Annotated in this window: 14 protein-coding genes; 8 read left to right on the top strand and 6 right to left on the bottom strand. The window is 33.6% G+C overall.

Going from position 1 to position 23,350, the window contains the following annotated elements:
• Positions 1-6,507 carry an alpha-2-macroglobulin family protein gene (locus L0669_RS02100; protein ID WP_263760954.1) on the top strand — a complete coding sequence of 2,169 codons (6,507 nt, stop codon included), beginning with the start codon at positions 1-3 and terminating at the stop codon, positions 6,505-6,507.
• Positions 6,508-6,795: 288 nt separating this feature from the next.
• Here L0669_RS02100 and L0669_RS02105 read toward each other — a convergent pair whose 3' ends face one another.
• Positions 6,796-8,940 (bottom strand): S46 family peptidase, encoded by a 2,145-nt coding sequence (locus L0669_RS02105; protein WP_263760956.1) that lies wholly within the window; start codon positions 8,938-8,940, stop codon positions 6,796-6,798.
• Between the two features lie 316 nt (positions 8,941-9,256).
• On the opposite strand from L0669_RS02105, the gene L0669_RS02110 reads away from it, so the two are divergent.
• On the top strand, positions 9,257-9,787 hold the full coding sequence (locus L0669_RS02110) for a porin family protein (RefSeq protein WP_263760957.1): 531 nt from the start codon (positions 9,257-9,259) through the stop codon (positions 9,785-9,787).
• 113 nt (positions 9,788-9,900) lie between these two features.
• Here L0669_RS02110 and obgE read toward each other — a convergent pair whose 3' ends face one another.
• The 4 genes from obgE to hpt all read right to left on the bottom strand — a co-directional run bounded on the left by obgE (position 9,901) and on the right by hpt (position 13,714).
• Entirely contained in the window at positions 9,901-10,902 is a 1,002-nt protein-coding gene (obgE, locus tag L0669_RS02115) for a GTPase ObgE (RefSeq protein ID WP_263760959.1), read from the bottom strand.
• A 148-nt stretch (positions 10,903-11,050) separates the two neighbouring features.
• Positions 11,051-12,325, bottom strand: coding sequence for a hemolysin family protein (locus tag L0669_RS02120; RefSeq protein ID WP_425250471.1), 1,275 nt, complete (start codon positions 12,323-12,325; stop codon positions 11,051-11,053).
• 210 nt (positions 12,326-12,535) lie between these two features.
• Positions 12,536-13,108 carry an adenylate kinase gene (locus L0669_RS02125; RefSeq protein ID WP_191408431.1) on the bottom strand — a complete coding sequence of 191 codons (573 nt, stop codon included), beginning with the start codon at positions 13,106-13,108 and terminating at the stop codon, positions 12,536-12,538.
• Between the two features lie 75 nt (positions 13,109-13,183).
• A complete protein-coding gene (gene hpt / locus L0669_RS02130; RefSeq protein ID WP_191408429.1) occupies positions 13,184-13,714 on the bottom strand; it encodes a hypoxanthine phosphoribosyltransferase in 531 nt (176 codons plus the stop codon).
• Positions 13,715-13,898: 184 nt separating this feature from the next.
• Between hpt and L0669_RS02135 the strand changes: the two genes are divergently transcribed.
• The 5 genes from L0669_RS02135 to purE all read left to right on the top strand — a co-directional run bounded on the left by L0669_RS02135 (position 13,899) and on the right by purE (position 20,338).
• Positions 13,899-15,173, top strand: a complete 1,275-nt coding sequence (locus tag L0669_RS02135; RefSeq protein WP_263760963.1) for a PQQ-dependent sugar dehydrogenase — start codon at positions 13,899-13,901, stop codon at positions 15,171-15,173.
• Between the two features lie 242 nt (positions 15,174-15,415).
• The gene (locus L0669_RS02140) at positions 15,416-17,512 is read left to right on the top strand and encodes a TonB-dependent receptor (RefSeq protein WP_263760965.1); all 2,097 of its coding nucleotides are present in this window, start codon (positions 15,416-15,418) and stop codon (positions 17,510-17,512) included.
• Entirely contained in the window at positions 17,513-18,088 is a 576-nt protein-coding gene (locus tag L0669_RS02145) for a hypothetical protein (RefSeq protein ID WP_263760967.1), read from the top strand.
• Between the two features lie 524 nt (positions 18,089-18,612).
• Entirely contained in the window at positions 18,613-19,767 is a 1,155-nt protein-coding gene (locus tag L0669_RS02150) for a 5-(carboxyamino)imidazole ribonucleotide synthase (protein WP_173971595.1), read from the top strand.
• 88 nt (positions 19,768-19,855) lie between these two features.
• A complete protein-coding gene (gene purE / locus L0669_RS02155) occupies positions 19,856-20,338 on the top strand; it encodes a 5-(carboxyamino)imidazole ribonucleotide mutase (RefSeq protein WP_173971596.1) in 483 nt (160 codons plus the stop codon).
• 65 nt (positions 20,339-20,403) lie between these two features.
• On the opposite strand, the gene L0669_RS02160 is transcribed toward purE, so the two are convergent.
• Positions 20,404-21,072 carry a hypothetical protein gene (locus tag L0669_RS02160; RefSeq protein WP_263760969.1) on the bottom strand — a complete coding sequence of 223 codons (669 nt, stop codon included), beginning with the start codon at positions 21,070-21,072 and terminating at the stop codon, positions 20,404-20,406.
• Between the two features lie 223 nt (positions 21,073-21,295).
• Between L0669_RS02160 and L0669_RS02165 the strand changes: the two genes are divergently transcribed.
• Complete coding sequence (locus L0669_RS02165; RefSeq protein WP_263760971.1) at positions 21,296-23,323, top strand: M3 family metallopeptidase; 2,028 nt, start codon at positions 21,296-21,298, stop codon at positions 23,321-23,323.
• Positions 23,324-23,350 lie beyond the last annotated feature (27 nt).

Consider the following 23,350-nt stretch of genomic DNA (forward strand, 5'->3'; position numbering starts at 1 on the left):
ATGAAAAAAATATTATTTGTTTTCTTATTGTTCTCAATGACTTTGTCTGCGCAACAAAATGACAAAAAATGGAAAAAAGTTATTGAATTTGAGAACGAAGGAAAAATTAAGTCTGCAAGTGAAATAGTGGATAAAATTTACAACAAAGCAGTTTCAGATAAAGACGAAATTCAAATGATAAAAAGCTTTTTTTATCATTCTAAATATTTACAGGTTCTGAGTGAAAATGCACAGACCAAAATTCTAAACAATCTTGAACAAGATATTAATCGGGTTTCAATTCCTTCAAAAGCCATTTTAAACCTGGTGTATGCAAAGTGTTTAAATGATTATTTTAATCGAAATAATTATACAATAAGATACAGCAGAACGAATACAACTTTTCTTGAAAGCGATTTTTTGACCTGGACAGAAAATAATTTTACTGTTCAAATTAATAATGCTTTAAATAAAACATTAGAAAATGAAGCAATTTTAAAAAGTACATCCTTAACAAAGTACGAAGCTATTTTTGATTATTCTACTTTAGAAAAATTTAAAAAGCAAAGCTTGTATGATTATATTATTAAAGAAAACATAGCTCTTTATACCACTAAAATTCGTCTATGGGAAATTCCTAAAAATGATTTTTTACCATTTAAAGCAGAACTTGTTGGAAACTCAAATGATTTTATAAAATTAAATTTTGATTTCGTTTCTAATGAAAATTTACGCTTGCTTTTGAAATTATATCAAAAACAAGAAACTAACAATCCATCAGTAGAAAATCAATGGGAACGCATACAATTTTCCAAATCCAATTTAATAGATATTGATGAAAGCTATCTTTCATTATTAAATAAACTACAAAAGAACACAAATGACGTTTTTTTGATTCAAAAAATACAATTAGAAAAAGCCGCTTTTTTAATTCAAAAAGCATCAAAAGAAACTCATCCGGATTATAATATTAAGGCACTTGCAACTTTAGATAGTATTATTACTATTAACAATCGATCTAATGCGTACAAATTAGCGTTACAAAAAAAAGAAAATATTTTATACAAAAGTATACAGGCACAACTTCAGCAATACACTTATGCAAACGAAAACACAAGAGCTCTATTTCGTTATAGAAACCTGGAAAAATTAAAAATTTCATTTTATAAAATCAATCAAAATCAGCTTAGTAACTTAAAAAAATCAAATAGTACAAAAGATAGTTTAGGTAATGCTATAATCAAAAAGTCGCCACCTCTTAAAAGTGCCACCTACACTCTTGTAGACAAAAAAGATTTTTTCGAATACAGTACAGAAGTTCTTTTGCCTCAATTAGACAAAGGTTCTTATTTGGTTTATTTTGAAAATGACTCAGATTTAAAAGACAAAAAAGCATATTCTTTCGAAACTCTTTCCGTTTCAAACTTATCCGTTTTGGCATCTCAAACAGACTCCAAAGAAACGTTTCAGGTTCTCGATCGAAAAACCGGAGAACCAATAGAAAATGTAAGTATTAAATCTCCGAAATTTTCTATTATATCTTCTAAAAACGGAATAGCTGTTTATAACGAAAAAACCGAAAGATATAATTACGATACTTTAGTATTTTCGACAAAAAACGATACACTAACAATAAATAAAAACTACATAAATTATAACCGTGAATATCTTACAGAGAATAGTAACGAAAAAATTTATACCGACGGAAAAGTAGCTTTTTATCTCGATCGGGCCATTTACCGACCTGGACAAACGGTTTATTACAAAGGCATTGCAATTCATAAAAAAAACAATAAGAATATTATAGTTCCTAACACTACATTCAACATTATTGTTGAAGATGTTAATAGTAATACTATTCAAGAATTTAACATTACTACAAATAAGTATGGTTCTTTCTCCGGTGAATTTATTTTACCTAAAACCGGACCTACCGGAAATTTCACAATGAAAGCTGAAGAGCCTGACAATTACGAAAAAGACATTACCTACAATAAAGACGAAGAAGATCATCCTTTTTGGGATCATGCCGATCTAAAAAATTCAGAAATACAATTTAGAGTAGAAAAATACAAACGTCCTAAATTCGAAGTAACTTTTGATCCTAAAAAAGAGAGTTATCAAGTTAACCAATCAATGAAGGTAAAAGGAACAGCCAAAGCTTTTGCAGGAAGCAACATTTCTGATGCCAAAGTAACTTATACAGTAACACGATATACAAGTTATTACAGAAATTATTATACGCCGGACAGTCATGAGATTATAGCTTCTGGTGAAACTAAAACCGACGCTTCAGGTAAGTTTACTACCGACTTTATTGCCCTACCATCTAAGAACAGTAAAAAAGATCAATTGCCTGTTTTTAATTACCGTATAAAAGCCAATGTAACTGATATTAATGGCGAAACTCACGAAGCTGAAACTACTGTAAAAGTAGGTTATCACGATTTGGTTCTTACCACTTCTATTCCTAACGTAATTGAGACCAAAAACAAAAATCAAATCAAATTATCCAGCACTAATTTAAATGGTGAATTTTTGGCTGCCAAAGGCGAAGTTAAAATCTATTATGTAAGTTCATTTTCAAATAAATTTAAAGAGCGAATATTTTCTCAACCTGAAATAAAAACGATATCCGATCCAGAATTCGAGAAGTTATTTCCATATGAAAACAACAAAAGCATAAAAGATAGCATCAAACAGGTTTTGGTATTTACTAAAGCTATAGACACTCAAAAGGACAAAACTCTGGCTTTAGATTTTATTTCGAATTATAAATCCGGAAATTACAAAGTTGTTTTTTCGGCAAAAGATAGTTTTAATAATCTAATCGAAAGCACTTCAGATTTCGCACTTTATCAAAGCAACGATAAATTCGATAGTAGTAAATTACTCAAAATAAGCCAAACGAATACAGATCCTACAAAAGATGGTTTTATAGCACTAAAAATTACATCAATAGTCCCGGAACTTTATGTTATAACTACAGGAAATTATAATAGCGAAATATTTTCTCAGGAAACGTATCATCTTCACAACAATGAAATTACAGTCAAAATTCCTATCAAAAAAGAATTTGAGAAAAAAGTAAAAATAAGCTTTCAAAGTGTTTTTGAAAATGAAACTTTTAGTAGTGAGATTGATGTAGCCTTAAAAGAATCATCTCCAAAATTAGAATTTAATGTAGAAAGTTTTAGAAATAAGATACAACCGGGAAGCAGCGAAAACTGGTCATTTAAATTAAACGCTATAAACACTAAAAACGAAGCCGAAGTTTTAGCCTCTATGTATGACAGTTCACTCGATCAATTCGCCATAGGAGATTGGAGTATGCTAGGGTTTAATGATTTTTATAATGACGGAAATAATGTAAAAACACGTTTGGGTTTCGAGAAATTATATCTTTCTATTCCAAACTTAAACTCACCGTACAGACATATCGACTTTAATAATGAAACAACTAAATTAATATGGTTTGGATTTGATTTTAATAACGATCAAAGAGCCACTTTTATACAAAAAGAATATCAAAAACAACTGACGAAAAAGCTGAAGAAACCAAAAAATGCAAAACTAATCTACGGATCAATTACTGATAAATCGAAAGAACCACTTCCAGGAGTTACAATTACAGTAAAAGGAACTCAAAGAAGCGCATCATCAGATTTTGATGGTTATTTCGAAATTGAAGCAGCAGAAAACGAAGAAATTATTTTTAGTTATATTGGTTCAAAAAGTCAAACTATCTTAATAAGAAATCAAAAAAACATTAGTATTATTTTAGAGAACGATACAAATGGTTTAGAAGAAGTTGTTGTTGTAGGATATGGCAAAACAACTAAGAGACGTTTGACCACTGCTGCAGCTGTAATAAAATCTGTCAGTTCAGAAGTTGTTGAAGAAGATAATAATGTTTACAATAGTGCAGGAATCGAGAAAACACTTGGCGGATCCGTACATGGCATTACAATTAGAGGAAGTTCGACAATAAATGGTGAAACTCCTTTATATGTAATAGACGGCGAAATTGTTTCTGCAAATAATATTAAAGATATAAACCCAGCAGATATTCTTTCAATAGAAACTTTAAAAGATGCAAAAGCCACAGCCCTTTACGGAAGTAAAGCCGCAAACGGCGTAATCATCATCACAACCAAAAAAGCATTAGAAGCCTTAACCCAAGTAAAAACCAGAAAAAATTTATCTGAAACTGCTTTCTTTTTACCCAATCTAAAAACAGATACAAACGGAAAAATAAGTTTCAACTTTACATCGCCTGAAGCTTTAACATCCTGGAAACTTCGTTTATTGGCTCACAATAAAGATGCTGTTTCCGGTTATTTAGAGAAAAGTGTTATTACCCAAAAAGAATTAATGGTTTTACCGAATTTTCCTCGATATTTTAGAGAAAAAGATACTATTGTAATTAGTGCTAAAATTTCGAATGTTACTGCCGAAGCAAAAACAGGAATTGCCCGTTTACAATTTTTTGATGCTGTAACTATGCAGCCTATCGATGCCAAAATGCTAAACACGAAAAACATTAAAAACTTTACTGTTGGTGCTTTTGGGAATACAACGGCAACCTGGACAATTTCTATTCCTGAAGGTTTGCAAGGCGTTCAATATAAAATTCTGGCCAAATCAGGCAGTTTTTCTGACGGAGAAGAAAACATTCTTCCGGTTTTGACCAACAATATGCTTGTAACAGAAAGCATCCCAATTTGGGTTCGTGAGAATTCAACTAAAGAATATACATTTGAAAATTTAAAAAACAATACTTCATCAACTTTAAAAAACCATCAATTTACGTTTGAATATACTTCAAACCCAACCTGGCTTGCGATTGAGTCGCTACCCTATTTAATGGAATACGAACACGAATGTGCTGAACAAACTTTTGCCCGCTTTTATGCCAATGCTTTGGCTTCTGAAATTATTTCGAGTAATCCGAAGATTGCAGCTCTTTTTGAAAATTGGAGAAAGAACGGAAAACTAAATTCGAAATTAGAAGAAAACGAGGAATTGAAATCTATTATTCTCGCTGAAATTCCTTGGTTGAAAGATGCTGAAACCGAAGACGAAAAGAAAAAAAAACTTGCACTTTTGTTTGATTTAGAAAAAATGAAAACTTCACAAGAAGCTACTTTCGACAAATTAAAACAAAAACAAAAAGCCTCAGGAGGATTTGCCTGGTTTGACGGAAGTAACGAAAGCGAATATATAACGCGACATATTCTGGCAGGTTTAGGTCATTTATCTAAATTGAGTAAAACAGAATATAGCAATCAAAAAATTGATGCGATTGCTAAAACCGGAATTCCGTTTCTGGATGGTAAATTTTTACAATACTATAAAAACAGCACCAAAGATTTAAAACCAACAGAGAAACTAATCTGGATCAATCCATATTCTGATCTTCACTATTTGTATACCAGAAGTTTTTATTTAGACAAATATCCGCTTTCAGATACTTTACAAATAGCAACAAAACAATATCTGGAAACGGCTAAAAAAGATTGGCTGAAATATTCGCTTTACGAAAAAGGATTAGCCGCTTTGACTTTAAACCGTTTTGGAGAAAGTGAAACTGCTAAAAAAATCATCGAGAGCTTGAAAGAAACTTCTTCAAACAATGAAGATTGGGGAATGTACTGGATTGCCAACAAAGCAGGTTGGTATTGGTATCAGGCGCCTATAGAAACTCAGGCTTTATTAATTGAGGCTTTCGCCGAAGTGAATCACGATACCAAATCTGTTGATGCAATGAAAGTGTGGTTATTAAAAAATAAACAAACCAAAAACTGGCCTACAACAAAATCTACAACCGAAGCCATTTATGCTTTACTAATGCAAGGCAACGACTGGCTAAGTGTAAAAGACAACACAGTCATTAAAATTGGAAATGAAAAAATAGTAACTAAAAAATTAGCGGAAAACGAAAAAGAAGCCGAAACGGGTTACATCAAACTGAACTGGAAAGCCGATGAAATTAAAAAAGAAATGGCTTCTGTAAAAGTCGAAAACAAATCGAAAGTTCCGGGATTTGGTGGTGTTTACTGGCAATATTTTGAAGATTTGGATAAAATCAAAAGCAATTCTGGTGCGGTTTTATCTGTTTCGAAAAAAATATTTGTTAAACAAAGATCATTTACCAGTAATCAAACACAAGGTATTAATCTAACAACCCCATATAAAGTTGGCGATCTCATTACTGTAATATTAACTATTACGGCAAAAGAAGACATGGAATATGTACATCTAAAAGATATGAGAGCTTCTTGTTTTGAACCTGTAAATGTACTTTCCGAATACAAATACAAAGATCGTTTAGGATATTATATGAGTACAAAAGATGCCGCAACACATTTCTTCTTTGATACTATCAACAAAGGAACTTATGTAATAGAATATGATATAAGAGTAAATAACAGCGGAGAATTCTCGAACGGAATTACAACGATTCAAAGTATGTATGCGCCGGAGTTTGCAAGTCATACAAAAGGGATACGAGTGAAAGTTAATTAAAAAACTTCTTAAAATTCCAATTTGGAAATTCCAAATTCCAAAAGCGTGCAATAAAAATTGTTATTTAAATCCGACAGGTTTTAAAAACCTGTCGGGTTTAACTTTGACAATTGTAAGTCCGAGCAAAGTCGAAAATCTATACCAATTCGAATGCCTTCAGCTTCGCTCAGGATGACAATCAATTTCATAATCACACTATTTCAGGCTGAGCGGAGTCGAAGCCCTTTTTAAACAAAAAACCCGACAGATTTAAAATCTGTCGGGTTTACTTTTATAAATAAATTGAGATTATTTAGCAATCGTCAATTCGTCAATAATGTTTTTAGCTCCGGCGTATTTGTCGATAATCCAAAGTACATAACGAATATCAACATTGATAGTTCTTTGCAATTTTGGATCAAAAATAACATCGCCAGCCATAGCTTCGATATTTCCGTCAAAAGCAATTCCAATTAATTCTCCTTTTCCGTTAAGAACCGGTGAACCAGAATTTCCTCCTGTAATATCGTTATCTGTCAAGAAGTTTACTGGCATATATCCTGCTTTATCAGCATATTGTCCGTAATCTTTTTTCTTGTTCAATTCTAACAAACGTTTTGGTAAATCAAATTCCTGATCTCCGGCTTTGTATTTTTTCACCATACTTTCCATAGTAGTATAGTTATTAATTTTAGCATCGTTTCTTGGATCTGCAGGTAAAGCACGAACTTTTCCGTAAGTCAATCTCAAAGTAGAGTTGGCATCAGGATACTGAATTGTGTTTAATTTTGATTCTCTTAAACCTTCAACCAATTCGCGGAAAGCAGTTGCAAAACCATCATCAGCTTTTGCCTGATCATCAGTTTTAGCACGGTATTTTGTCATCAAATCATTAGAAATAATATACAACGGATCGTGTACAATTGCCAATGGTTTTGGATCAGCCATAAATGCCAATACTTTTTCTTTAGTTGTAAAGTAACTTATTTCAGTTGCTTTTGCAACATCTGCAGTAAAGTCACCATTATTTTCTGATTTCATTTTAGCTACCTGAGTACCTAAACCATATTCAGCACCTTTAGAAGTATATAAATTCAATTGTGCTGCAAAAATATCTTTTTCAAGAGGCGCATAAAACTCCCCATAAATGTTGTCAATCATTGTATTGATCTTAGGCAACATCTCAGCTTTTTTAGCATCATTTTCATTATAGTAAGCGATCAAAGCATTACCTAAATTTGCTGGTCCCGCTGCATAAGCTGACGTACGCAAAAGTTGCATTAAGTAATTGTCATGAGTTGCTTTTAAATTTGTCGATCTGTAATAATCATTAATAGTAGGAATTACATTCTCGTACTTTTCTTTATTAGCAGGTTTAGTTGCCCACTCATAGAATTTATCTTCTTGTGCAGTTTTAACATCTACTGTACCAGCTTTTGTTAAAGCATCAATCATTCCCTGACGGTTTTTCCAGTAGTTGGCAGTCGAAGCATATTTAGACGCGTATTGCAAACGAACTGTTGCATCTTTGTCCATATACTTTTTCATTACATCCATTCCGGTTTTAGCACCTTCAACCCATGCAGGATAAGCATATTTAATGTTTTGCTCGATTCCACCAGCTGGCATCCAACGGTTTGTTCTTCCAGGATATCCTAAAATCATCGCAAAATCATTTTCTTTAACACCTTTAATACTTACTGGTAAGTAATGTTTAGGTTGCAAAGGCACATTATCTTTAGAATAAGCTGCAGGATTTCCGTCTTTGTCAGCATAAACTCTAAACATAGAGAAATCTCCTGTTTGACGAGGCCACTCCCAGTTATCAGTGTCTCCACCAAATTTACCAACACTTTCAGGAGGCGTTCCTACTAAACGAACATCTGTATAATCCTGGTAAACGAAATAGTAATACTCATTTCCCTGAAAGAAAGGACGAACAGAAACAGTATATTTTCCGCCTTCGTTGTTTTCTTTTTCAATCAAATTGATTTCTTGCTGAATGATTTTGTTTCTTTCAGTCTCTGTCATTTGATCATTTACTTTTGATAAAATTCTTTTAGAAACATCATCCATACGAACAAAGAAACGAACGTATAATGATTTTGGTTTCATTTCGGCACTTTTCTCTTTTGCCCAGAAACCGTCTTTTAAATAATTTTGTTCTGCTGTAGAAAGTTCAGCAATTGCATTATATCCACAGTGGTGATTAGTTAATACTAATCCGTTTTTAGAAACGATCTCAGCTGTACAACCTCCGTTAAATTGTACAATCGCATCTTTCAAACTATGGTGGTTAATGCTGTAAATTTCTTCGGCTGTTAGTTGCAAGCCCATTTTCTCCATATCTCTATGGTTTAATCTTTCGATAAACATCAAGAACCACATTCCTTCATCAGCCTTTACAGGAAAAGCCATTAGGCACATGGTCAAGAATAAAACTACTTTTTTCATGTTATTTTGTTTAAGTTCTGCGAATATACTTCATTTTCGCAACAAATAATAACTCAAACCTCCAAAATCGAAACATATGAAATCCTTTAAAGCTTGGTTTTACGAATTTCGCAAATCGTATAAAAACAAAAATTAAGATTGTATTATGAAATAAAAGACAGGTAAATCCCAAAATTTAAATGAAATTAAAAATAAACAATTTGAGAAATCAACAATTTTATAATAATTAACTTTCAAAAATAAAATTAACTTATAATTTATTTCTTACAAAAAATAAAACATATAGCTTTGTAGAAATAAATTAATCAATAAAAAAATGAAAAAATTATTAGTTGTTGTTGCTCTATTTGTGGCAACTCTTTCAAACGCACAAAAGGGTCATATCTTTTTAGGTGGAGACGTAGGTTACTCATCAGAAAAAATTGGAGATGCTAAATCTACCAATTTCGAATTTGCACCAAGAGTTGGTTATATGTTCGCGAATAGCTGGGGCGTTGGTGTTGAAGGATCGATTCAGAATATTGACCTTGCCGGATCACCTAAAACTGAAAGATATAAGATAGGAGGCTTTTTGCGTTACATTACTCCTATTACCGAAACTTTTGCTTTTTATGCAGATCTTGGAGGAGGTTACCAAACTTATTCTGTTAACGACGCAAAAGGTATGTATGCCTTTTTTACCCCGAATCTGTCTATTAATGTTAAACATGGCGTAGCATTGAATTTCTCTATTGGAGGAATTAAGTACGATAACCTGGATGGGCACAACGACCCAAGACAGGAACGTTTTAGTTTCGATTTTGGAAACTCATTTAACATTGGGATTTCTAAAAATTTCTCATTGTAATTTTTTAGTTTTCAGCTAATAATAAAGCTGAGACATTTTTTTGTTTTTTTCGTTGAAAACAAAAAAACCCGACAATTTTTGATTGTCGGGTTTTATATTTTACGCCATCTATTTTACTCGTTTAGCATTTTCCAAAGTTTATCTTTAAGATCAGTTAATCCTTGTTGGGCAACTGATGAAATAAACATGTATGGAACATCTTTGAAAGCAACATCTAATTCTGTTTTTAATTCAGCTTTAAGTTCGTCATCCAGCATATCGCATTTTGAGATTACTAAAAGACGTTCTTTATCTAACATTTCAGGATTGTATTTGGTCAATTCGTTTACCAAAATATCATATTCTCCTTTTATGTCCGGAGTATCAACAGGAACTAAAAACAACAATGTTGAGTTACGCTCAATATGACGCAGGAAATAATGTCCTAAACCTTTTCCTTCTGCAGCACCTTCGATAATACCCGGAATATCTGCAATTACAAAAGATTGAAAATCTCTGTAAGCAACAATTCCTAAGTTTGGTTTTAGGGTTGTAAAAGGATAATCGGCAATTTTTGGTTTCGCTGAAGTTAATACCGATAATAAAGTTGATTTTCCAGCATTTGGAAATCCTACTAAACCTACATCGGCTAAAACTTTAAGCTCTAAAATTACATCCATTTCTACACCCGGTAAACCTGGTTGTGCGTATCTTGGAGTCTGATTGGTTGAGCTTCTAAAATGCCAGTTTCCTAAACCACCTTTTCCTCCTTTTGAAAGGATTTTTTTTTCACCATCTTCGGTAATTTCGAATAAGGTTTCTCCGGTTTCTTTATCTTTTACGACAGTCCCTAAAGGTACTTCGATGTATTTATCTTCTCCATCGGCACCTGTACTACGATCTCCTCCTCCGTCTCCACCGTGACCGGCTTTGATATGACGAGCAAATTTTAAGTGAAATAATGTCCACAAACCTTTATTTCCTACTAAATACACGTGTCCGCCGCGGCCACCATCACCACCGTCCGGGCCACCTTTTTCAATAAATTTCTCTCTATGTAAATGTGTAGATCCTTTTCCTCCCTTTCCGGAAGAAACATATATCTTAACATAATCTACAAAATTTCCTTCTGTCATTGTTTTGAATTTCAGACTTTAGATTCTAGATTTTAGATTGCTCTAAATCGTACGTCTAACTTCTATTGTTTTTGTATTCAGCCTCAGTTTTGGTTTCTAACGCAAACTGCGACTAAAAACTGTGACTGAAAACTATTTTATTCTCTCTTTATTCTTTAAGTGCTTTTACCAACACTTTATCAATCTTAACGCCATCCATATCGATGACTTCTAACACAAATTTTTGCCAGATTAATTTCTCGCCTTCTTTCGGGATATGAGAAAGCTCGGTCATAATCATTCCGCTTACGGTATTTACTTCGTAATCATTTGTCAATTCGTCTAACTCGAAATAAGTCAGGAAATCGTGTAATGAATAATGTCCGTCTACCAGCCATGTACCGTCTTCTCTTTCTACCAGTTGAAATTCATCTTTATAAAAATCAGATGCATCACCAACCAGCGCTTCGAGAATATCATTTAAAGTAATAATTCCCTGAAAAACACCGTACTCGTCAGAAACTAAAGCATAATGAACTCCGGTTTTCTTAAAATTCTCCAGAGCTTTATAAGCTGTCGTTTGCTCCATTAAATAAGGAGGATCGGTCATTATTGCTGCTAAATCAAAATGATCACTTTCGATGTTGGCAAATATATTTTTAAGGGTTACGATACCCACAATATCATCGTAATTGTCTCTGTAAACCGGATAAACGGTATGCAAATCCATAAGGACAAGTTCTTTTATTTTTGCTTTATCAGCATTAAAAGGCAACATGTCTACCGATTTACGGTGTGTCATTAATGAGTTTACTTTTCTGTCGCCAATATGAAAAACACGTTCTACGATATCTTGTTCGATTTCCTGAACTTCTCCGCCTTCGGTTCCTTCTTTTATAATGGCTTTTATTTCTTCTTCAGTAACCTTTCCGTCAGCTGATGGTTTTATTTGCAAAACGTTCAGTAAAAAATCTGTCGAAGTGGTAAGCAACCAAATAAATGGAGCTGTGATAATCGAAATAATTTTCATTGGCATTGCTACCATTTTGGCAATCGATTCCGGATAATTTAACCCGATTCGTTTTGGCAGCAATTCTCCTAAAACTAATGAGAAAAATGTTAAGACTACCACTACAATTCCTACTGCAACTGAATGTGCATAGGGTTTTAAGAAAACAAATCCGCTAACAAATATTTCTACATCTACTGTGATTTTATCACCACTATAAATACCTGTTAAAATCCCGATTAAGGTGATTCCGATTTGTACTGTAGATAAAAACTTGTTTGGTGAATTGGCTAAGTCGAGAGCAATCCTGGCACTTTTATTTCCTTTTTTTGCGGCAGTTTCGAGTCTATTTTTTCGGGCTGAAATAAGTGCAATTTCAGACATAGAGAAAACTCCGTTTAATAGTATTAGAAAAAATATTATTAGTATTTCCAATTTGTGGTTTATTCGTTATTGAATTGTTCGCTAAATGTAATTTGTAACCTAAATGTTATAGCTCAGATGAAAGAGAAAAGCCCGGAGCTAAAAAAACTAATTTTTCTTGCCAGAAAACAGCGACCGAAGGAAGCTCGTTTTATGGTATAGAAAAATAGATTTTTACGTCCCGATAGCTATCGGGATTTCACGTACAGCTGGAAAAAGCTTCTACAAATTATCTATAACTGACGTTAATCGCTCTGTAATATCTTCGATAGTTCCGATACCGTTTACGGCATGAAACTTATTTTGTTCTTTATAATATCCGATTAGTGGAGCTGTTTTTTCATTGTATTCCTGATATCTTACACGAATTTTTTCTTCGTCCTGATCATCTACTCTTCCACTTGTTTTTCCTCTTTCCAGTAAACGTGCTACCAGAATTTCATCATCAGCTTCTAATGCGATTGTTGCAGTAACACCTGACCCAATTGTTGGTAAAAATTTATCCAGAGCCTGTGCCTGATCTAATGTTCTTGGATAACCGTCGAACAAGAAACCTGCCGTATCCGGGTGTTTATTTACCTCGTCTATTAACATTGCAGTGGTAACTTCGCAAGGAACCAATTCTCCGTTGTCCATAAAAACTCTTGCTTTTTTACCTAAATCTGTATCATTTTTTAAATTAAAACGAAAAATATCTCCTGTTGAAAGATGAGTTAATTTGTATTTTTCTTTTAAAAATTCTGCCTGAGTTCCTTTTCCTGCGCCCGGCTTTCCAAATAAAACAATATTAATCATAATATGAGTGAGTGTTGTTACTTCTAATTTTTTATAAGAAGTTTTAAATGAATATATAGTTGTGTGTGTTTATGCTTATTCTGCTAATTTATAAACTTCGGCCAGGTTTCTTCCTAAACCATCGTAGTCTAATCCGTAACCAACAATGAATTTATTTGGAATTCTGATTCCGATGTAATCTATTTTAATGTCTTTTTTATAGGCGTCTGGTTTAAAAAACAAAGTGGCAATTTTAAAATGCTTTACATTTTGTGCTTTAAACAAATGCTTTAATTCTTCGATCGTATTTCCGGTATCGATAATGTCTTCGATGATAATTACGGTTCTGCCTGATAAATCCTGATTGATACCAATTAATTCTTTTACAGTATTGGTCGTTTCAGTTCCTTCGTAAGAGGCCATTTTAATGAATGAAATCTCGCAAGGTTTTTTATACTTTTTAACAAAATCGGCAACGACCATAAATGCACCATTTAAAACACCAATAAAAATTGGAGTATCGTCTCCAAAATCATCCTCTACCTGTGCTACTAATTTGGTCAAAGCAAAATCAATTTCTTTGGCCGAAATAAACGGAACAAATTGTTTATCGTGAAGTTGTATCATTATTTTTATGTTTAAAATAATGGGCAAAGATACAGAATTACAACCAAACTGTAAGTATCAAAATAGGCTGTACTTGTATTTTTTTAAGAATGTTAAATATCACATAATATTTATAAATGTTTTCTTAAAAACTTTTTTATTTTTACTAAATTGTTGTTCTATAAATATTTAACCCTAAATCACAATGAAAAATACCACACAACTATTTTCAATATCATTATTAGCCATACTGACTGCCTGTAACGGACAGGTAAAAAAAGAAGAAAAAGAAGCGCTTGCGAAACAACCTAACGTCGTCGTAAAAACTGCTGTTGGAGATCTGACATTACCTCCGCCTTATGCTACCGAATCTAAATCTAACAATAGTAAAGTGATTGGATGGCCTGAAGGAAAAACACCTATTGCGCCTGAAGGTTTTACAGTTACTAAATTTGCAGATGGTTTCGAAAATCCGCGTTGGACATATATTGGACCAAACAATGATATTTTTGTGGTAGAAAGCGGCACAAGAACGAGTAAAAATCAAATTACAGTTTTACGTGATAAAGACAAAGACGGTAAGTTTGAAACGCGTGAAGTTTTTATAAAAGACTTAAATAAACCTTTTGGAATGTTGGTTCTAAAAGACTTTTTCTACATTGCAAACACGGATGGTTTATACCGATATCCGTATAAAAACAATCCGTTAAAACTAGAAACTAAAGGAACTAAAATTCTTGAACTTCCTGCCGGAGGTTACAACAATCACTGGACAAGAAATATAATCTCAAATCCTGAGGGAACAAAAATTTACGTTTCGGTAGGTTCCGGAAGTAATGTGGGAGAAAACGGAATGGATAAAGAGGTACGCCGTGCTGATATTCTTGAAATTAATCCTGACGGAACTGGTGAAAAAATATATGCTGCCGGACTTAGAAACCCTGTTGGAATGGATTGGAATCCCGTAAACAAGGAACTTTGGACAGCGGTTAACGAACGTGATGAATTGGGCGACGATCTTGTTCCTGATTATGTAACGAGTGTAAAAAGAGATGGTTTCTACGGTTGGCCTTACTCTTATTATGGTAATATTCCTGATCCTAGAATGAAAGGCGAACGCAAAGATTTAGTAGCGAAAGCAATTGTTCCGGATGTTCCGGTTGGTCCTCATACGGCTTCGTTAGGTTTGGCTTTTTATACTAAAGATGCTTTTCCTGCAAAATACAAAAACGGAATTTTCGTAGGACAACACGGTTCATGGAATCGCTCTAAGATATCGGGTTACAAAGTTGTCTTTGTTCCTTTTGCAAACGGAAAACCTTCTGGAAAACCGGAAGATTTTTTAACTGGTTTTATTGCTAATGCTGATAAAGCAGAGGTTTACGGACGTCCGGTTGCGGTAACGGTTACGCCAGACGGATCGCTGTTGGTGAATGATGATAGTGGGAATACGATTTGGAAGGTAACGGCGAACAAATAAAAGTAAATTCCAATATTTAAATTCCAATTTTAGTGGGAATTCAAAAACGCTGGTTTTTTTTACCGAAAAGAACTCTAAGATTTGTTTTTTTATCTCGCAAAGTCGCAGAGTCGCAAAGAAAATTAAACTTTGCGCCTCTGCGACTTTGCGAGAAAATTACATACAGACTAAAAAACTTTGCGCTCTCTACGAAACCTTTGTGTTCTTTGCGGTTAATCTTTTTATGCCCAACAAACTCTTTTATGATTTTAAAAAAATATTGTTTTCTCTTTTTTGTGTTTTGCGTTTTTCAAAATAGCAAGGCACAAGAAAAAGAAAGCAAAACTATAGATTCTGTAAAAACTCAAAAATTAGATGAAGTCATTATAAGTCCGCTTCATGTTAATAATCGTTTGCAGAATACTCCGGCTGCAATTGGCATTTTATCTAAAAAAGAGCTTTTACAAAATAACGCTACCGATATTACAACCGTAATCAATACGATTCCGGGAGTTTTTATGCAATCATCGAATTTTACGACAACCCGAATTTCGATTCGTGGTATTGGCGCAAGATCTCCGTACGGAACCAATAAAATCAGAGCTTTTTATGGCAGTATTCCGCTAACATCCGGAAACAGCGAAACGGTTATTGATGATATTGATCTCGAAAACATAGGACAACTTGAAGTTATTAAAGGTCCGCTGTCGAGTATTTATGGCGCTGGTTTGGGCGGTGCGATTTTAATTTCACCTCAACTTTCTAAAACAGTTGGAGAAAATGCCAGTCTAAGCAGCGTTTTTGGTTCGTTTGGATTACTCAAAAACAGCTTGAATTATAGCTTGAATAAAAATAATTCAAGTGTAAATATTAGCTATCACAATCTTAAAACCGATGGATGGCGAGAAAACAGTTCGTACAAGCGTGAAGGCGTTACACTTGCTGGAGAATTATTCAGGAAAGAAAACAGCAAGCTTACTTATTTTTCGAATTATACTTATTTAAAAGCTTACATACCAAGTTCTATAACTAAAGAAGTTTTTGATTCTAATCCTAAATTGGGTGCCGCAACCTGGGTGGCTTCAAAAGGGTTTAAGGAATACAAATCGACTTTGGCGGGATTGGCTTATGATTTTAAAATTAATGATCATCTGAATAATTCAACTTCAATTTTTGTGAATTATAAGGATAGCAACGAACCACGGCCTTTTGATATTTTACGTCAATATACTTTTGGGACTGGAGGAAGAACCCAATTTTCAGGAAATTTTAAAATTAGTAAAGTCGAAAATCAATTCATAGCCGGAATTGAATATTTTACTGATAATTACAGCGGAAATACTTTCGAAAATTTATACAAAACCAATAACGGAGAAGGCAGCCTTCAGGGCAAACAACTTACTGAAACAGACCAGAAAAGGCATTTCTATAATATATTCGCCCAATTAAGAACATTACTTTCAGATCATTTTGAAATTCAGGCAGGATTAAATTATAATGAAACTCATTTTGAACTAACAAATTTTCTCCCAAACAAAATGGCAACGGAAAAGTACAGCTATGACGGAATTTTTTCGCCTCAATTGTCTTTTCTTTTCAAACCCAATCAGGAACGAACTTTATATTTTTCTGTAAGTCGCGGATTTTCGTTGCCTGCCACAGAAGAAACACTAACAAGTTCCGGTAACATTAATCCGGATATAAAACCGGAAAGCGGTTATAATTTTGAAGCAGGCGGAAAGTTCTATTTCTTCAATAAAAATCTTTATACAGAAGTTGCGGTTTATCGAATGGAAATAAAAGATTTATTGGTAGCCAAAAGAATTGGTGATGATCAATATGAAGGTATAAATGCTGGCAAAACGTTTCATGAAGGAATCGAAGTTTCGGCAAAACACAATTGGGTCATTAATCATTTTTTTACTTTGAATTCTTTTATTGGTGCATCGTTAGGCCAATATGAGTTTAAAGATTTTGTCGATAACGGAAATGATTATTCCGGAAATAAACTAACCGGTGTTGCGGCGAATAAAGTAAATGCTGGAATAATTTTAAATACTTATTTGGGTATTTATTTTTCTGCTGATTTTCAGTTTACAGATAAAATTCCGCTAAACGATGCGAATTCGACTTATTCAGATTCTTATCATATCATCAATTTAAAAACAGGTTATCGTTTTGAAATTCTGCCTAAACTCAATACCAATCTAGCTTTTGGCATTAATAATGTTACTGATGAAAAATATGCCTCTATGATTTTGCCCAATGCCGTTGCAGTCGGCAACGCAAGTCCCAGATATTATTACCCGGGCTTACCTATTAATTATTACGGAACTATTTCACTAAATTACTTATTTTAGATGCCTAATAAACCGAAAAAAATGTTGTCTGAATTACAAGCAAAACTAGACTATGTAAATGCTTACAGAGAAAACCGACTAATGGCGGCTCAGTATGTTTTAGAAAACCAGCATTTATTTGGAGAATTGGTTGCGATTTGTTTTTCACCAGAAGACAAAAACAATCATAAAGCTTGTTGGATTTTAGAGTTTGTGTCTTACGAAGAGTTAATTTGGCTGCAACCTCATCTTGATTTTTTATGTTCTAATTTGAAAGTCTTAAAAGATGAAAGTGCTATTAGACCAATCGCAAAAGTGGTTCAGCTTTTAGTGAAATCCCATTATAAAAAAAATGACGACAGTATTTTACTTTCCAAAGAAAATCTGCAAGATTGTATCGAAGCTTCTTTTGATTGGTTAATTAATGATGTAAAAGTCGCCACAAAAGCGTATTCTATCAGAACATTATATGTTTTAGGAAATCATTACGACTGGATTCATCCTGAACTGCAAATGATCCTGAACAAAGATTACGGAGATCATTCTGCCGCTTATAAAGCTGTAGCCAAAGAAGTCTTAAAGAAAATTGAAAAATAATTGCGCTACTGATTAATTTTACCGCAAAGCACGCTAAGTTTTTACCTTAGTATTATGGTGAGAAAACATAAAGTTCGCAAAGCTTTGTGACCTTTACAGCTATTTATAGCCTCAAATAAAAACCTTTGTGAACTTTGCGAAACCTTTATGTTCTTTGCGGTTAAATTTTTAGCCACAAATTAAAAGGATTAGAATGATTTTTTTTAGGTCGCCACGAATTAAACGAATTTCCACGAATTTTTAGCTCCAAAATTTAACGTATAGCTTTGTGACCTTTGCTGCTATTCATAGCTTCAACTAATAAACTTTGTGAACTTTGCGAAACCTTTGTGTTCTTTGCGGTTAAATTTTTAGCCACAGATTAAAAAGATTATAATGATTTTTTAGGTCGCCACGAATTACACGAATTATATTTTGTCAAAATTGAAGCTTAAAAATTTGTTTAATTCGTGGCAAAAAAAATAATCTCACTGCAAATTGTGGCAAAAAAGATTAAAAAGTATCTTTGCACAAACACAACTACAATGAACTATTTTTCTTCTGATTTTAAATTAGGAATATTAGGTGGCGGACAATTAGGCAAAATGCTTTTGTTCGACACTCGAAAATTTGATATACAAACTTATGTTTTAGATCCGAGTGACGAAGCTCCGAGTAAAATTGCCTGCAATAAATTCTTCCAGGGCGATTTGATGGATTATGAAACGGTTTACAATTTTGGAAAACAAGTCGATGTTTTGACTTTCGAAATTGAATTGGTTAATCTTGAAGCTTTAACGCAATTAGAAAATGAAGGCTTAAAAGTATATCCTTCTCCAAAAACTTTAAAAGGAATTCAGAATAAAGGAGTTCAAAAAGATTTTTACACCGAAAGTAATATCCCAACTGCAGCCTATTTACGATTTGAAAGTCCGGCACATTTGCAAAAATCAGTTGGAAATAATGAAATCACGATTCCGTTTGTTTGGAAATGTACTGAGTTTGGTTACGATGGCAATGGCGTGAAAGTCATTCGTCAGATTTCGGATATGGATGATTTACCAAACGTAGAATGTATCGCAGAAACTATGGTTCCGTTCAAAAACGAATTGGCGGTTATCGTAGTAAGGAATCCATCGGGAGAAATAAAAACCTATCCGGTTGTAGAAATGGAGTTTCATCCGGAAGCCAACCAAGTAGAATACGTAATTTGTCCTGCCAGAATCGACGAGAAAGTTGCCGAAAAAGCCAGAGCAATTGCTTTGAATGTTTCGGAGAAATTCAATCACGTTGGTCTATTAGCAGTTGAAATGTTCCAGACTCACGAAGATGAAATTTTGGTAAACGAAGTTGCACCTCGCCCACACAATTCTGGTCATTACTCTATCGAAGCCAGTTATACCTCACAATTCGAAAATCATTTGCGCGCTATTCTGGATCTTCCGTTAGGAAATACAGATAGTAAAGTTGCCGGAGTTATGGTAAACTTAGTTGGTGCCGAAGGTTTCTCTGGAGATGTTGTTTACGAAAATATCGAAACCATTTTAGGTTGGGATGGTGTTACACCACATATTTACGGAAAGAAACAAACACGTCCTTTCAGAAAAATGGGTCACGTTACGATTGTCAACGAAAACATGAACGAAGCCAGAAGAATTGCTGAGGATGTTAAGAACACTATTAAAGTAATTAGTATATAGTTTTCAGTCTCGGTCGCAGTCACAGTTTTCAGTCTAAACAAAAACTTAAAACCTGAAACTTTAAACAACAAAACAAACAAAAAACAACATGAGCAAAGTAGCCATCATAATGGGAAGTATCTCTGACATGCCAGTCATGCAAGATGCCATCGACATATTAAAACAATTCAATATAGAAACTGAAGTTGATATCGTTTCGGCACACAGAACGCCGGAAAAATTATTCGATTTTAGTAAAAATGCACATACACGCGGAATTTCGGTAATTATTGCCGGAGCTGGCGGAGCCGCACATTTACCTGGAATGGTAGCTTCAATGTCTCCACTTCCTGTAATTGGCGTTCCGGTAAAATCAAGTAATTCTATCGATGGTTGGGATTCAGTTTTATCGATTCTGCAAATGCCAGGCGGAGTTCCTGTTGCAACGGTTGCTTTAAACGGAGCAAAAAATGCCGGAATTTTAGCAGCACAAATTATCGGAAGTCACGATAAAAAAGTATTAGATACTATTATTGCTTACAAAGAAGAACTAAAAGCAGCGGTTAATAAAGCAGCTGAAAGTTTAAAATAGTTTTCAGTCACAGTTTTCAGTCACAATTTACAGTGTAAACTGTGACTGAAAACTGAAAACTAAAATTATGCTTCGTCTTCAATTTCTTCCAAGACAGACTCAAATTCATATTCATCTATATCTTCATTATTAATCCAATTTTCTGAGGTAACTAAATTATAATTTATATTGTCTGTTGTTGTCAATTCCCAAACTATATCTTCAGCTTCAGGAAACGGAATGTTTTGAGACATTTGATTTTCGAACAATCTTTTAATCAAATTTCTATCAGACAAACCTTTGTTCAATAATTTCAATACATTTTCGGCTGTTAGTTTTTGTACTTCACCATCAGTTGTCGTCATCGAAAAATGAACAATAGAAGCTTTTGCATTCGGAAATTTCCCGTTGTAAGCTTTAAAAAGCAATTGATTAATGTGAAACAAAGTTCCTTGCATGTCTATCTCTGGATATTCCTCACAAACTTTATCAATTAACATGTTGTGCGCAATTTGCTCGATTTGCCCTTCGGTTAATCTATCAGGAAATTTATATTTCAAGACTATTTCCGCAGCTTCGTTTGGTTCATAATCCGAGATTGCCATTTCTAATAATTCCGGTAAACTTGCTTTATCCGCTGTTGCTCCGTCAGGATAATTGAATTTTTCTAATAACTGAACAAGATCTTCATCAGACCAATATCCTTCTACTTCGTTAACAGTATCTATTCTCTTTATTACAATTTGATAATTCATCGTTTTTCTGTTTTACAATTTCTGATTAGCATTTATAGTTCTAATCACATTTTTTCAATTTACGCTTTTAAATATGCGTACAGAAATAAATAACATATCTATAACACAATTTAAGAGGTTTTTATGCCGAGAATCGATCTGGTATAGACAATTAGATTTTTATAAATTGCTATCTTTGAAATTCAAAAATATTGAGTTCAATTCATAAAATAATTATATCATAATGAACGTTTTACTTTCAAAATTTACTACCAAACATAACACAGCTCCTTTTTCGCAAATTAAAATTGAAGATTATCTTCCGGCTTTTCAGGAAGGAATTACTTTGGCTAAAGCCGAAATCGATGCAATCGTAAACAATCCGGAGGCACCAACTTTTGAAAATACGGTTGTTGCAATGGATTTTTCAGGAGATATTTTAGATCGTCTTTCAAGTGTTTTCTTCAATTTGAATTCGGCTGAAACAAGTGACGAAATGCAAAAAATCGCTCAGGAAGTTTCACCTTTATTATCTGACTTTGGAAATGACATCACTTTAAACGCTGCTTTATTTGCTAAAATAAAAACGGTTTACGATCAAAAAGAAACATTAGATCTAAATGCGGAACAAACTACACTTTTAGATAAAAAATACAAAAGTTTCTCCAGAAACGGAGCGAATTTACCAGAAGACAAAAAAGATCAACTAAGAGAAATTGATAAAGAATTATCGAAATTGAGTTTACAATTTGGCGAAAATGTTTTGGCAGAAACCAATGCTTTCGAATTGCATTTGACCAATGAGAAAGATTTAGCAGGATTACCTGAAGGAACGATCGAAGCGGCAAGATTATTAGCAAAAAGCCAGGAAAAAGAAGGCTGGATTTTCACTTTAGATCATCCAAGTTATGTTCCGTTTTTGACTTATGCAGATAATCGTGAATTACGTAAAAAAATGGCGATTGCTTTTGGAGCAAAAGCATTTCAGAATAACGAATTCGACAATCAGGAAAATGTCTTGAAAATTGCCAAATTACGATTCGAAAGAGCTAATTTATTAGGTTATAAAACGCATGCTCATTTTGTTTTGGAAGAAAGAATGGCTGAAAGTCCGGAGAAAGTTTTCTCTTTCCTGAATGATTTATTGGCTAAAGCAAAACCTGCCGCTCAAAAAGAATTTGCTGAGTTAACGGCTTTCGCCAAAGAACTGGACGGAATCGAACAATTAGAGAAATGGGATGGTGCTTATTATTCTGAAAAATTAAAGCAACAGCTTTTTAATTTAGATGATGAAAAATTAAAACCTTATTTTCAGTTAGAAAAAGTACTAAACGGCGCTTTTACAGTTGCCAAAAAACTATACGGACTAACGTTTACCGAAGTTTTTGATATCGATAAATACCATGAAGAAGTTACGACTTATGAAGTAACGGATGCTGATGGTAATTTAGTTTCGATTTTCTACGCAGATTTCTTCCCAAGAAAAGGGAAAAGAAACGGCGCATGGATGACTTCATTCAAATCGCAATCTATAAAAGATGGCGTAAATGAAAGACCACATATTTCAAACGTTTGTAATTTTACCAAGCCAACAGAAACTAAACCATCATTATTAACTTTTAATGAAGTAACGACTTTATTCCACGAATTTGGTCACGGTTTACACGGAATGTTAGCCAATACAACTTACCCTAGTTTATCAGGAACTTCTGTTTTCTGGGATTTTGTAGAATTACCAAGTCAGATTATGGAAAACTGGTGTTACGAGCCGGAAGCTTTGGCTTTGTTTGCGAATCACTACGAAACCGGAGAAATTATTCCGATTGAATATGTACAAAAAATAAAAGAAAGTGCCAGTTTTCAGGAAGGTTTGGCAACTTTACGTCAATTAAGTTTTGGATTATTAGACATGGCTTGGCACGGACAGGATCCAACCCATATTACAGATTTAAAAACTTTCGAAACGGAACAATTTGCTAATACGCAATTGTATCCTGATGTAAAAGAAAATGCAATGAGTACGGCTTTTTCACACATCTTTCAAGGTGGATATTCTTCCGGATATTACAGTTATAAATGGGCTGAAGTATTAGACGCTGATGCTTTTGAATATTTCCAGGAAAAAGGAATTTTCAATCATGAAGTAGCGACAAAATTTAAAGACAATGTACTTTCAAAAGGAGGAACAGAACATCCGATGATTTTATACAAACGATTTAGAGGTCAGGAACCAAAACCTGAAGCTTTATTGAAAAGAGCAGGATTGCTTTAGACTTCTTAGATTTTTAGACTTCTTAGA

The sequence above is a fragment of the Flavobacterium bizetiae genome, assembly GCF_024271895.1.
GTDB classification, from domain to species: Bacteria; Bacteroidota; Bacteroidia; order Flavobacteriales; family Flavobacteriaceae; genus Flavobacterium; species Flavobacterium bizetiae.

Excerpts from the sequence above, each read along its gene's own strand:
- L0669_RS02165 (WP_263760971.1), top strand. The coding sequence starts at position 21,296 with ATGAACGTTTTACTTTCAAAATTTACTACCAAACATAACACAGCTCCT.
- L0669_RS02140 (WP_263760965.1), top strand. The coding sequence starts at position 15,416 with ATGATTTTAAAAAAATATTGTTTTCTCTTTTTTGTGTTTTGCGTTTTT.
- obgE (WP_263760959.1), bottom strand. The coding sequence starts at position 10,902 with ATGACAGAAGGAAATTTTGTAGATTATGTTAAGATATATGTTTCTTCC.
- L0669_RS02135 (WP_263760963.1), top strand. The coding sequence starts at position 13,899 with ATGAAAAATACCACACAACTATTTTCAATATCATTATTAGCCATACTG.
- hpt (WP_191408429.1), bottom strand. The coding sequence starts at position 13,714 with ATGATACAACTTCACGATAAACAATTTGTTCCGTTTATTTCGGCCAAA.
- L0669_RS02125 (WP_191408431.1), bottom strand. The coding sequence starts at position 13,108 with ATGATTAATATTGTTTTATTTGGAAAGCCGGGCGCAGGAAAAGGAACT.
- L0669_RS02100 (WP_263760954.1), top strand. The coding sequence starts at position 1 with ATGAAAAAAATATTATTTGTTTTCTTATTGTTCTCAATGACTTTGTCT.
- purE (WP_173971596.1), top strand. The coding sequence starts at position 19,856 with ATGAGCAAAGTAGCCATCATAATGGGAAGTATCTCTGACATGCCAGTC.
- L0669_RS02160 (WP_263760969.1), bottom strand. The coding sequence starts at position 21,072 with ATGAATTATCAAATTGTAATAAAGAGAATAGATACTGTTAACGAAGTA.
- L0669_RS02110 (WP_263760957.1), top strand. The coding sequence starts at position 9,257 with ATGAAAAAATTATTAGTTGTTGTTGCTCTATTTGTGGCAACTCTTTCA.
- L0669_RS02105 (WP_263760956.1), bottom strand. The coding sequence starts at position 8,940 with ATGAAAAAAGTAGTTTTATTCTTGACCATGTGCCTAATGGCTTTTCCT.
- L0669_RS02145 (WP_263760967.1), top strand. The coding sequence starts at position 17,513 with ATGCCTAATAAACCGAAAAAAATGTTGTCTGAATTACAAGCAAAACTA.
- L0669_RS02150 (WP_173971595.1), top strand. The coding sequence starts at position 18,613 with ATGAACTATTTTTCTTCTGATTTTAAATTAGGAATATTAGGTGGCGGA.